The organism is Micromonospora sp. LOL_021 (assembly GCF_048060215.1).
GTDB lineage: Bacteria > Actinomycetota > Actinomycetes > Mycobacteriales > Micromonosporaceae > Micromonospora_E.
In genome coordinates this window covers 109,535-121,157 of sequence record NZ_JBHMIN010000005.1, presented here as the reverse complement: position 1 = coordinate 121,157, position 11,623 = coordinate 109,535, and the positions used below count along the sequence as shown (strand labels likewise).

Below are 11,623 nucleotides of genomic sequence, written 5' to 3'. Positions count from 1 at the left end.
CCGGCACCCCCAGGTGGTCAGCCGTGCTCTTCCTGGTATCGCTGGTACGCCCCGTTGACCAGGTCGATGTACTGCTGGGCGTTCTTGCCCTCGACCTCGGCGACGTAGGCGTCCCATTCGGACAGGTCACGCTGGCCGAGGATGAACTGCAGGGTCTGCTGCTGGACGTAGTCCTTCAGCGGAGTCTCCCAGAGCGTGGCCTGCTCGCGCTCCTCCTCGCTGAACGGCCTCGGCGGCGACACCGGCAGGGTCTCCTTCTGCCCCATCGCCTCCTGGAACCTCAGCTCCTCTTCGGAGAAGGTCGACTGCAGCAGTTCGGTGGTGCCGCCGTAGGCGAACACCCCGTTGCTGAAGCCGAAGTCCTTCTGCAGGTGCTTGCTGGCGTCGGGGTTGATTCCGATGAAGTCGATGTCGGGGTCGAGGACCCACTTGCCGTCGGCGTCCTTGGTGTACGTGGTGCCTTCGACGCCCCACTTGGCGAACTCCTGGCCCTCGTCGGAGTACCAGAGCCAGTCGATGAACTGCATCATGGCGACGAAGTTCTCACTCTCCCGCGCCTTGCTGGAGATCATGATGCCGTTCTCCAAGCGGGAGCCGGCCTTGACCGAGCCGACCGGGCTGTCCGGGCGGGTGATCTTGGCGATGGTGGCGTTCGGGTTGTTCTGCGCCAGCGCCGGCCGGTAGTCGTTGACCAGGGTCTGCGCGTTGGTGCTGATGACGAACGACTTGCCGGTGGCGAGCTTCTGGATCGCGGTGTCGTCGTCCTGGGTCAGGCTCTCCGGGTCGAAGAGACCTTCGGCGACCAGCGAGTGCAGAAACTCCACCATTTCCTTGTACTCCGGCATGGTTCCGGTGAAGACGAACTCCTGGGCCTCCCGGTTGAACGAGGCGTTCTGGTAGCCCCAGCCACCCATCGTGTCGTAGCCGTACGACGGGCCGATGATGTTCTGCAGCGCGCCCAGCGGGGTGGGCTGGCTCCACCGGTCCGACATCGGGTAGACGTCCGGGTACGCGGCCTTCATCGCCCGCAGCATCTCCCGGAACTCGTCCCAGGTGGCCGGCTCCTCGAGGCCGAGTTCGGCGAGGATGTCGGTGCGTACCGCGATGGTGTAGTCGGTCCAGACGTCCTCGTGCAGTCCGGGCAGCAGGTAGTACTTACCGTCCTGCTGACGCAGCGAGTCGATGTCACCCTGCAGGTTCCACTTGGCGACCTTGTCCTGGAAGTGCGGCATCAGGTCGACGTAGTCGCTGACCGGCAGGATCGCGCCGCTGGAGACGTACGCCGACTCCTGGCCCGGGTAGGTCTTGGGGATGATGAACGGCGCGTCGCCGGCGCCGATCAGCAGACCACGCTTTTGCTCGTAGTCGCTCAACGGCACCTCGACCGTTTCGAGCGACACGTTGGTGCGCTCGGTCAGCTCCTCCCAGAACATCCACTCCTTGTCGATCTGATAGTTGGGGTGATTGTTGTAGAGCAGGGAGAAGCTCAGCGCCTCGGTGGCGGTGAACTGGTCACCGACGCCGTAGCTCTCCATGGCACCGACCCTGTTTCCGTCCAGGTCCGCCGCCTCGGTGTCGCCGTCGCTGCCACAGGCGGCGATACTGAGGGAAAGGGCGAGGACGCCGGCGGCGACCGCTGCGTGGCGGTGCCGGGATCGTTGGAACATCGGACTTCCTTTCGTGCGCGGAAGGCATTCAGTTGAATGGGGCGGACCTGTCCGCAGCGCTACCCTTTGACCGCGCCGAGCATGATGCCGGACACGAAGTAGCGCTGAATGAATGGATAGACCATGATGATCGGCAGTACGGTCAAGATAATCGTGACGGCCTGAATGTTCGCGGCCGCCTGGGCGAGGCTGTCGCTGCTGCTTCCGGTGGAGGTCGCGGTGGTTGCCCCGGCGATCAGATTGCGCAGGTAGACGGTCACCGGAAAGAGTTCGGAGCGGTCCATGTAGAGGAACGCGGTGAACCACGAGTTCCAGAACGAGACCGCGTAGAAGAGCACCATCGTGGCGATGATCGCCTTCGACAGCGGGATGACGATGCGCCAGAGGATGCCGTACGTGTTGAGCCCGTCGACGGCGGCGGCCTCCTCCAACTCGGTCGGCAGGCTTTCGAAGAAGGCCTTCATGACCAGCAGGTTGAACACGTTGATCGCGTTCGGCAGCACGATCGCCCAGATGCTGTTCTTCAGCCCGAGGCTGGTGATCAGCACGTAGTTGGGGATCAGGCCACCGGAGAAGAACATGGTGAAGACGGCGACGCCGACCAGCGCGCCCCGGCCTTTGAGGTCCTTCTTCGACAGCACGTAGGCGTAGCAGGTGGTGAGCACGATCGAGATGATGGTGGCGGTGACCGTGTAGACGATGGTGTTGCGGTAGTTGGTCCAGAACATCGAGTCGGACATCACCAGGCGGTAGGTGTCCAGGTTGAACCCGCGCGGGATGATGTTGACCTGGCCGGACCGGATGTAGCCCTCGTCGCTGAGCGAGCGGGCGATGATGTTGGCGAACGGGTAGAGCGTGACGATCACGACGCCGGTCAGGATGATCCCGTTGACCGCCCGGAAGATGCGGTAGCCGCGGGTGTCGTCGGGCCGGCGGGGCCGGCGTCGGGTCGGCTGGAACAGCCTGCGGGAGGCGTCGACGGTCACCACAGGCTCGTCCCCACTGTGCGACGGGCGATCAGGTTGGCGGACAGCACCAGGGTCAGCCCGATCAGCGCCTCGAACAGGCCGATGGCGGCGGCGTAGCTGAAGTTGCTGGAGACGACACCCATCCGGTAGAGGTACGTCGATATGACGTCGGCGGTGGGGTAGGTCAGCGGGTTGTACAGCAGCAGGATCTTCTCGAAGCCGACCGCCATGAAGGTGCCGATGTTGAGGATCAGCAGGGTGATCATGGTGGGCCGGATGCCGGGCAGCGTCACGTGCCAGGTCTGCCGCCACCGGTTCGCCCCGTCGATCCGGGCCGCCTCGTAGAGGTCCTCGTCGATCGTGGTGAGGGCGGCGAGGTAGAGGATCGTCCCCCAGCCGACGGTCTGCCACACTTCGGAGGAAACGTAGATGGTGCGGAACCAGCCCGGCTGCTGCAGGAACGGGATCGCGTCACCGCCGAACGCCCGGATGATCGAGTTGACCGTGCCGTCGACCGAGAGGATCTGCATCACCATCGCCGCGACGATCACGATCGACAGGAAGTGCGGCAGATAGGACACCGACTGGACGAACCGCTTCATCCGGCGGGCGCGGACCTCGTTGAGCAGCAGGGCGAGCACGATCGGCAGCGGGAACACCACGACCAGGGTGAGCGTGCCGAGGATCAGGGTGTTGGTGAAGACCTGCCAGAACGTCGGGTCGGCGAGGAACATCCGGACGTAGCGCAGGCCGACCCAGTACTCACCGAAGATGCTGCCACCGGGCTGAAACCGACGGAACGCGATGACGTTTCCCAGCATCGGCAGATAGCGGAAGATCAGGAAGAAGACCAGCGGCAGGACGACCAGCGAGTAGAGCTGCCAGTCGCGGCGCAGCGCCCGCCGCCAGGTACGGGTCCGGCTCCGGCCGCGTCGCGGTAGGTCGCCGACCGGCGGCAAGGGCACCTGCGCCTGCGGCGACGCATCGACCGTGCTGGGTGTGCTCATCCCAGTTGCCGCCCCTCACGTCCGGCCCGCCACCGGCCCCCTGCCGGCAGCAGGGAACGCCTCGCGGGACACATCCCTCGAAACTTTCGGAAATATGTGCGTTACCTTGCGGGGAACCTAAACTCCCCGGCATGGTGTGTCAAGGGTCACCGAACCGGACCTTCAACTGCATAGAGTGCGCTTGACGACGCTCGGACGTCACCAAAGCCCTACTCATCGCCACCCCTGACACACGCTGACCCCGGGTTACCAGCAGGTTCAGCACCGGAAGTTTCGGTTACCTTTCGTGAGGTACGCATGACAGAAGCGCCGCCACTGCCCCCAGCACCGTCGACTCCCACACCCGTCCCGACCACCGACCCGCCGTCTCCGACGACCATCGCCACCATCGCCGACGAGGTCGGCGTCTCGATCACCACCGTATCCAAGGTTCTCAATGGTAAGGCAGATGTGGCACCGCAGACCCGGGCGCGGGTGGAGGCCAGCCTGGCCCGGCACCAGTACCGGCGGCGGGCCCGACGCCCGCCGATCCGCCACGACCAGATCGACCTGGTCTTCCACGAGTTCGACTCACTCTGGGCGATGGAGATCATCCACGGGGTGGAGACCATCGCCAGCGCCGCCGGCATCGGCCTCAACCTGACCCAGCTCGGCGGCCGGCACAGCCCGCCGGAGGACTGGCTCGACGGCACGGTGGTCCGGCGCCCGCTCGGCGTGCTCTTCGTCCTGTGCCACCTCACCGAACGGCAGCAGGAACTACTCGCCCGCCAACTCATTCCCTTCGTGGTGATCGACACCGACAGCGCCACGTCGGCGTCGGTGCCGACCGTCGGGTCCAACAACTGGAACGGCGGGCTGATCGCCACCCGGCACCTGCTGCAGCTCGGGCATCGACGGATCGCCATCATCTCCGGGCCACGGGACGTGCTGTGCGCTCAGGCCCGTACCGCCGGGTTCCGGTCGGCACACGACGAGGCCGGCCTGTCGGTCGCGGCCGACCTCGTCCGGCACGGGGACTTCTACGTCGATGCCGGCTTCGCGCACGGGATGGCGCTGCTGGACCGCCCGGACCGGCCGACCGCGATCTTCGCCGGATCCGACATGCAGGCGCTGGGCGTACTCCGGGCCGCCCGCCAACTCGGCCTGGACGTCCCGCACGACCTGTCGGTGATCGGGTACGACAACGTGCCGGTCGCCGCCTGGACGGTGCCCGCGCTGACCACGGTCAACCAACCGCTGCGCGACATGGCCGGCACCGCCGCGCAGATGTTGCTGGACCTGGCCCGCGGCGCCGAGTTGTCGACCAGTCGCATCGACCTGGTCACCGAATTGGTGATCCGGGAGAGCACCGCCCCGCCACTGCCCGCCTGAGCAGCTGTCCACCGTGCACTTGTTTACCTGGGAGATTCAGTGCCCTCGTTTGATCTGCCGTGGCCGCAACTTACGACGTACAGCCCGGCTGTGGTCGAACCAACTGACTTTGCGACATTCTGGGAGTCGACCCTGGACGATGCCGCCAGCCATGAGGTGCTGCTCGACGTCCGTCCGGAGCCGACCGACCTGCGCCTGCTGGACACCTGGCAGGTAACGTTCCGCGGCTTCGACGGGGACCCGGTCAACGCCTGGTACACCCGCCCGGCCGGGGTCGACACGCCGCTGCCGGCCGTCGTCGAGTATCTCGGCTACGGGCGGGGCCGGGGCCTGCCGCACGAGCGGCTGACCTGGCCGGTCGCCGGCTACGCGCACCTGCTGATGGACGCTCGTGGTCAGGGCGACCAGTACGGCAACGGCGGGGACACCCCGGATCCGCACCCCGCCACCGCCGGCGGCCCGGGGCCGGTGACCCGGGGGATCCTCGACCCGGCCGGCTACTACTACCGCCGGCTGATCACCGACGCGGTCCGCGCGGTGACCGCGGTGCGCGCGCTGCCCGGCGTCGACCCGGCCCGGGTGGTCGCCGCCGGCAACAGCCAGGGCGGCGGGCTCGCCCTGGCGGTCGCCGGCCTGGTCGACGACCTGGCCGCGCTGATCTGCACCGCGCCGTTCGGCTGCCACTGGCAGCGGGCGATCGAGATCACCGACAACGAGCCGTACGGCGACGTCGCCCGGTACCTCGCCGTGCACCGCGACGCCGAGCCGGCGGTACGCCGTACCCTGTCCTACTTCGACGGGGTGTCGTTCGCCCGCATGGCGGTGGCGCCGGCGCATTTCGGCATCGGGCTGCGCGACACCACCTGCCCACCGAGCACGGTATTCGCCGCGTACAACCAGTACGGTGCCGGAAATGGGCGCCCGGATCCACCGGACCGGGAAATTCACCCGTATCCGTTCAACGGCCACGAAGGTGGCGAGGCGGAGCAGGTCCGCCGACAGTTGCGCTGGCTACGCGAACTAATCCCCTGAAACGCCACCGGCCCGAACCAACAACTCATCTCCGGACCTCTGCCGCCATGTCGACACTGGACAACAGCCATTAACGTAGGTTAATGTCCTGCTGTCCAGTGCACTAAGCCGAGCAGCGGTAGCTGCCGCCTGCCCGCGTTTTCTCCGCAGGCAGGTGACCCAGAAGGGATCGAAGATGAGTGGACCCGGATCGTCCTGGTTCCGCAGGACGGCCACCAGCGGCGTAATGGCCGCGGCAGCGGCCCTGCTGCTGTCGGCAACCGCCTCCCCCGCCTCCGCCGCCGCCGGCGAGATTCTCGGGGCCGACAGCCCGGACGCCATCGCCGGCAGCTACATCGTCGTCTTCTCCGACGGCGCGACCGCGAGCAGCCAGGCGCGCACCACGGACCTGGCGGCGCGGTACGGCGCGAAGGTACGACACGTCTACTCGCACGCGCTGCAGGGCTTCGCCGCGACGATGAGCGAGTCGGCGGCCCGGCGAATCGCCGCCCGACCCGACGTGGCCTACGTCGAGCAGGACGGCGTGGTCCGCACCGCCGCCACCCAGACCAACCCGCCGTCGTGGGGTCTCGACCGGATCGACCAGCGCGATCTGCCGCTGGACAACCGTTACACCTACCCGACGACGGCGCCCACCGTCCGCGCGTACGTCATCGACACCGGGATCCGCACCAGCCACAGCACGTTCGGCGGCCGCACCAGCTGGGGCACCAACACCACCGGCGACGGCAACAACACCGACTGCAACGGCCACGGTACGCACGTCGCCGGCACCATCGGCGGATCGCAGTACGGGGTCGCCAAGGGCGTCGCGCTGGTCGCCGTCAAGGTACTCAACTGCGCCGGATCTGGTTCGTTCTCCGGGGTCGCCGCCGGAGTGGACTGGGTCACCGCCCACCACGCCCCCGGTGTGCCCGCCGTGGCGAACATGAGCCTCGGCGGTCCCGGAAGCAACACCACAGTCGAGAACGCGGTCCGCAACTCGATCGCCGACGGCGTGGTCTACACGATCGCCTCCGGCAACAGCAACGCCAACGCCTGCAACTACACGCCGGCCCGGGTCGCCGAGGCGATCACCGTCAACGCCAGCACCCGCACGGACGCCCGGGCGTCGTTCTCCAACTACGGCACCTGCACCGACATCTTCGCCCCCGGCGAGGGCATCACCTCGGCCTGGCACACCAGCGACACCGCCACCAACACGATCAGCGGCACCTCGATGGCCGCACCGCACGTGGCCGGCGCGGCGGCCCTGATCCTCGCCACCACCCCCAACATGTCCCCGGCGCAGGTGGCCAGCACGATGTTCGCCAACTCGACGTCGAACAAGATCACCAACCCGGGCAGCGGCTCGCCGAACCGGCTGCTGTTCGTCGCCCAGGGCGCACCGTCACCGACCGCGGTCCTCTACCGCTTCTGGAACGGCCGAGACCACGTCAGCTCCACCGACACGTCGTTCTCCGGCTACCAGCGGGAGGGTGCGCTGGGCACGGTACGGACCAGCCCGGTTTCCGGCACTCGGGCGCTCTACCAGTGCCGGGTCGGCGGCTGGGACTACATGACGTCGCTCGACGCCAACTGCGAAGGGCAGCAGGTGATCGGGCGGATCGGCTACGCCTACACCTCACCGCCGTCCGGGTCGTACCGGACGCTCTACCGGTGCCGGATGTCCAGCGGCGACCATTTCGACTCCATCGCCAGCAACTGCGAGGGCCAGATTGTCGAAGGCCGCCTCGGCTACCTGACCAGTTGACCCCGACACGGCGGGTGCCACGGCCGTCGTACGGCTGTGGCACCCGCCGGTCGCGGCCGCAGGACGGGGCCGCGACGGGTGGCTCAGCTCGCGGCGCAGGACGGGGTCATGCCGGAGCCGCTGCCGGTGCCCTGGAAGCCGAACTCGGTCGACTGTCCGGCACCGACCCGGCCGTTGTAGCTGACGTTGCGGAACTGCACCGGGCCGCTGTTGCCGCTGCGGTCGGCGTTCCAGGCGTTGGTGACGGTGGCACCGCCGGGCAGGGTCATTCCGACGGTCCAGCCGGTGAGACCGGCCGAGCCGGCGGTGACCCGGACGGTCGCCACGAAACCGCCGGGCCACTGGTTGAGCGAGACGGTGGCGGTGCATCCACCACCAGCCGGCGGCGGGGTGGTAGCCGGCGGTGGAGTGGTGGCCGGTGGCGGCGTGGTCGGCGTCGGTGACGTGTCCGGCGTGGTGGTCGGGCTCGGGCTCGGTCCGCCGCCCGGGTTCAGGCTTCCGGGTACGGACAGCAGGGCGTCGTACCACTCGGTGGCCATCTTGCTGTACCCGGTGGCGTTCGGATGCACGCCGTCGGCCAGGTCGGCGGTGGTGAGCGCCGAGTACATGTCGACGAGGTGCACCCGGCGGCCGGCGTTCGCCCGGCTCTGCACGATCTGCGGGATCGCCGAGTTGTACGCGCGGAACTGGGCGTCGCTGAAGCTGGCCGGGATGATCGTGGCGACGAACAGGTGGGCGTCCGGTGCGGTGTTGGTGATCTTGTCGATCAGCGCGGCGAGCCGGTTCGGCGCGTTCGGCAAGTCCCGGTTCTGGGTGATGTCGTTGGTGCCGATGTGCAGCAGGATCGTCTGCGGGTCGGAGGCGTTCAGCCAGTTGACGATGTTGGCGTCGATTTGGTCGATCCGCCAGCCCGAGTGGCCCTGGTGGTTCCGGTCGGGCAGGCTGGCCGGCCCGTTGGACTGGGATCCGACAAAGTCCACGGTGTACCCACCGGCCTGGAACTTCTGCCACAGGTCGATGCGGTAGCCGCCGGGCACGTTGAAGCCGTCGGTGATCGAGTCGCCGAGCGGCATGATCCGCACGGCGGACGCCTGGGCGTTGGCGCCGTTGCCGATCGCGAGCGCGACGGCGACCAGCAGCGCGGCCGCCAGCGCTGCCGTACATCGACGGACGGTCGAGGTCATGGAAAGACTCCCTCCAGCGAACATCTACGAACATCAATGTATATGCCCATCGGAGGACCAGTCCGGCACGGACCGGAGCCCCGGCGGCGAACGGACGGCACGCTGCGCCGAACGGCACGACCGCCAGGGCCGACGTCAGGCGACGACGCTGGTAGCCCGGAAAGTGTCGCAACTCCGGATCCTGGCCGAGCCGTACCCCAGTGTCTAAACCGGCTCATCGGCTTTCGGTAGATGCGGACGGAACGGACACGCCTGTTGACCGATCACCCGCGCCACCAGCTGCGGCTCGCGCTCCCACCAACCGAGCAGAAAGTCGTCAGGGCCGGCGGAATCCGCCGGGAGGAGTTGGGTCTGGAATAGGGGATCTCCCCATCGTCCAGCAGCTTGATGAGAGTCGGCCGGGACACACCGAGCAGCTCAGCCGCTCAGACCATCAGCGTCGCGCGAAAGCGCAAGAAGTGCAACCAAAAACCGACATATATCCCGTTAGTCGCGCAGGGCGTCGTCGAGGCTGGTCTCGGGTGGGCCGGGCAGCGCCGGATCCCGGCCCACCAGCACGTCGTACGCGGCCTTGACCGCAGCGAACCGCTCCCGGAACGCGCCCCAGCGCCAGGCCCGCTCGAAGCGGCGTACCGAGTCGTCGCCGACACCGACCGCGTCCACGCCGACCCGCCGGCAGACCGTGACCGCCCGCTCGATGTGGAAGCTCTGCGTCACCACGATCGCCTGGTCCACACCGAAGACGCGGCGCGCCCGCAGGCACGAGTCGTAGGTGTCCAGACCGGCGTGGTCCTGCACGATCCGGTCCGCCGGCACGCCCCGGTCGATCAGCCAGCGCCGCATCGCGCCCGGCTCGTCGTAGTCCCACTCCCGGTGGTCGCCGGAGACCAGCACCGCCCGGACCAGGTCGGCTTCGACCAGCCGCCGGGCCACCTCCAGCCGACCGGCCAGGAACTCCGACGGCGTACCGTCCGGCCGGACCTGCGCACCGAGGACCAGGGCGACCGGCGCGGCCGGCACGCTGGCCAGCTCGTAGACGTGCTCGGCCGCCGAGGCCCGCACCCAGTAGCCGCTGCCGGTGACCAGCAGCGCGACCGCGACCGCCGCCGCGGCGCAGAGGGCCAGTTTGCGGCGCAGCCACCGGGTTCGACGGGACGGATGAGCCAGGGCGTCGTCCATACCGTAATTATGGTCGACGGGCACCTCGCGCCCGGCCGCTGGACACCGGCCGCGACAGGAAAGAGTGTGGAGCACATGGTCATCGAGCTGGGTCTGGCCAGCCACTCCGAGGCACCGCCGTCGCCACCGGCTGGGCGGTGGTGGCGGTCACCGCGGCGGGTACGGCTGTCCGCCGACCGGATCCGCCCGCTCGCCGCCGTCGTCGGCCTGGCGCTGCTCGCCGGCCTGGCCGGCGCGGCCCCGCCCAGCGGTCCGCTGCTCATCCAGGTCGCCAGCCATCAGGTGAAGGCCCGGGACATCGTGCTCGCCGGGGACCGGCTGCTGGTCACCTCGGCCGCAGCGCAGGGCACGGCGACCACCTGGCAACTGTCCGCGTACGGCGTACCGGACGGCGCGTTGCGGTGGACGGTGCCGTTCGACGCGGCGAGTTGGCGGCTGCGCCAGGTGCGACGGATCGGTGACGTGGTGCTGGTCGACCCGAGGTCCGGTCCCGGCACCGGCTCGACGGTCATCCTGGACGCACAGACCGGGCAGACCCGGTGGGTGGCACCGGACGGGCTGGTGCTGACCGACGACGGGCGTACCGCGCTGATCGACGAGCCGGACGGCGCCGGCGCCACCTCGTCGACGCTGCGCGCGGTCGACGTGGCGACCGGCGACGAGCTGTGGCGGGCCGATCTGGCCGTGCCGACCGAGGTGCTGGCCGGGTCCGCCGGGCAGGCGCTGCTGGTCGGCACCGACGGCCGGGCGGAGGTACGCGACGGGCGCGACGGCACGGTGCTGCGTACCGCCGATCTGGGTGAGGTGTCCCGGCCGGACAGCATGGCCGGCACGCTGCTGCTGCGCCAGTGGCGCGACGGTGAGCTGGGAGTCACCGGCTACGACCCGGCGACGTTGCGGCAGCTGTGGCACCGGCCGGTGCGGTACGGACCGGGCCGGATCACCGGGTGCGGCGAGCTAATCTGCTTCCCGGACGACACCCGGATCGAGGCGGTCGACCCGTTGACCGGCCGGACGGTGTGGCGGGTGCCGGCCGACCTGGTGGTCGACTTCGACAGCTACCTGGTGGCGTACAGCGTGTCGGCCGACGGCGGGTCCGGTGCCGCGGCGGACGGCGACGGTCGCGGATATCCCGCGTCGGTGGCGGTGGCGGGTGCCAGCGCCGAGGCGGGTTCGGGCAGCGGGCGGATCATCGACCCGGGGACCGGGCGGACCCTGCTGCCGTTGAGCGCCTGGGAGACCGAGTTGGAGGGGCGCGGCGACGCCACGTTCGTCGGCTACCGGCAGCCGACCGAGACCGGACCGGCCTGGCTCGCGGTGCTGGCGCCGGCCGGCCCGGAAACGGTACGCATGGTCGGTAGCGTTCCCGGACCGGTCGGCGGCTGTGTCGGCGACCGCAGCACGATCGTCTGCCGGCTGGGTGCCGACGCGATCAGCATCTGGCACTACGAGCTCTGACCCG

10 protein-coding genes are annotated in these 11,623 nt (G+C 68.9%); 4 read left to right on the top strand and 6 right to left on the bottom strand.

The genetic code is table 11. The annotated features are described in order from the left end of the window. Nucleotides 1–17: 17 nt before the first annotated feature. Genes ACFHWT_RS06315 through ACFHWT_RS06305 form a run of 3 tightly spaced genes read right to left on the bottom strand, consistent with a single transcriptional unit; the run spans nt 18 to nt 3,642 of the window. A complete protein-coding gene (locus ACFHWT_RS06315) occupies nt 18–1,667 on the bottom strand; it encodes an extracellular solute-binding protein (RefSeq protein WP_416593618.1) in 1,650 nt (549 codons plus the stop codon). Nucleotides 1,668–1,726: 59 nt separating this feature from the next. Further along, complete coding sequence (locus ACFHWT_RS06310; protein ID WP_416593617.1) at nt 1,727–2,653, bottom strand: carbohydrate ABC transporter permease; 927 nt, start codon at nt 2,651–2,653, stop codon at nt 1,727–1,729. Continuing rightward, a complete protein-coding gene (locus tag ACFHWT_RS06305; protein WP_416593616.1) occupies nt 2,650–3,642 on the bottom strand; it encodes an ABC transporter permease in 993 nt (330 codons plus the stop codon). The genes ACFHWT_RS06310 and ACFHWT_RS06305 overlap by 4 nt, the downstream gene beginning before the upstream one ends. Before the next feature lie 297 nt (nt 3,643–3,939). Between ACFHWT_RS06305 and ACFHWT_RS06300 the strand changes: the two genes are divergently transcribed. From ACFHWT_RS06300 to ACFHWT_RS06290, 3 genes are all read left to right on the top strand, one after another. Continuing rightward, the gene (locus tag ACFHWT_RS06300) at nt 3,940–5,013 is read left to right on the top strand and encodes a LacI family DNA-binding transcriptional regulator (RefSeq protein ID WP_282233897.1); all 1,074 of its coding nucleotides are present in this window, start codon (nt 3,940–3,942) and stop codon (nt 5,011–5,013) included. A gap of 39 nt (nt 5,014–5,052) precedes the next feature. Beyond that, complete coding sequence (locus tag ACFHWT_RS06295) at nt 5,053–6,045, top strand: acetylxylan esterase (protein WP_416593615.1); 993 nt, start codon at nt 5,053–5,055, stop codon at nt 6,043–6,045. Nucleotides 6,046–6,271: 226 nt separating this feature from the next. After that, the gene (locus ACFHWT_RS06290) at nt 6,272–7,798 is read left to right on the top strand and encodes a S8 family peptidase (RefSeq protein ID WP_416593614.1); all 1,527 of its coding nucleotides are present in this window, start codon (nt 6,272–6,274) and stop codon (nt 7,796–7,798) included. 83 nt (nt 7,799–7,881) lie between these two features. Here the strand turns inward: ACFHWT_RS06290 and ACFHWT_RS06285 are convergent, their stop codons facing one another. The 3 genes from ACFHWT_RS06285 to ACFHWT_RS06275 form a co-directional block, all read right to left on the bottom strand. Further along, complete coding sequence (locus tag ACFHWT_RS06285) at nt 7,882–8,982, bottom strand: GDSL-type esterase/lipase family protein (RefSeq protein WP_416593613.1); 1,101 nt, start codon at nt 8,980–8,982, stop codon at nt 7,882–7,884. A gap of 263 nt (nt 8,983–9,245) precedes the next feature. Continuing rightward, nucleotides 9,246–9,398 carry a hypothetical protein gene (locus tag ACFHWT_RS06280; RefSeq protein ID WP_416593677.1) on the bottom strand — a complete coding sequence of 51 codons (153 nt, stop codon included), beginning with the start codon at nt 9,396–9,398 and terminating at the stop codon, nt 9,246–9,248. A gap of 70 nt (nt 9,399–9,468) precedes the next feature. Continuing rightward, nucleotides 9,469–10,161, bottom strand: coding sequence for a SanA/YdcF family protein (locus ACFHWT_RS06275; RefSeq protein ID WP_416593612.1), 693 nt, complete (start codon nt 10,159–10,161; stop codon nt 9,469–9,471). A gap of 75 nt (nt 10,162–10,236) precedes the next feature. Here ACFHWT_RS06275 and ACFHWT_RS06270 point away from each other — a divergent pair, with 75 nt between their 5' ends. After that, entirely contained in the window at nt 10,237–11,619 is a 1,383-nt protein-coding gene (locus ACFHWT_RS06270; RefSeq protein ID WP_416593676.1) for a PQQ-binding-like beta-propeller repeat protein, read from the top strand. Nucleotides 11,620–11,623 lie beyond the last annotated feature (4 nt).

Coding starts and splice junctions, on each gene's coding strand:
- ACFHWT_RS06285 (WP_416593613.1), bottom strand. CDS start 8,982: ATGACCTCGACCGTCCGTCGATGTACGGCAGCGCTGGCGGCCGCGCTG.
- ACFHWT_RS06300 (WP_282233897.1), top strand. CDS start 3,940: ATGACAGAAGCGCCGCCACTGCCCCCAGCACCGTCGACTCCCACACCC.
- ACFHWT_RS06305 (WP_416593616.1), bottom strand. CDS start 3,642: ATGAGCACACCCAGCACGGTCGATGCGTCGCCGCAGGCGCAGGTGCCC.
- ACFHWT_RS06290 (WP_416593614.1), top strand. CDS start 6,272: ATGGCCGCGGCAGCGGCCCTGCTGCTGTCGGCAACCGCCTCCCCCGCC.
- ACFHWT_RS06275 (WP_416593612.1), bottom strand. CDS start 10,161: ATGGACGACGCCCTGGCTCATCCGTCCCGTCGAACCCGGTGGCTGCGC.
- ACFHWT_RS06315 (WP_416593618.1), bottom strand. CDS start 1,667: ATGTTCCAACGATCCCGGCACCGCCACGCAGCGGTCGCCGCCGGCGTC.
- ACFHWT_RS06270 (WP_416593676.1), top strand. CDS start 10,237: ATGGTCATCGAGCTGGGTCTGGCCAGCCACTCCGAGGCACCGCCGTCG.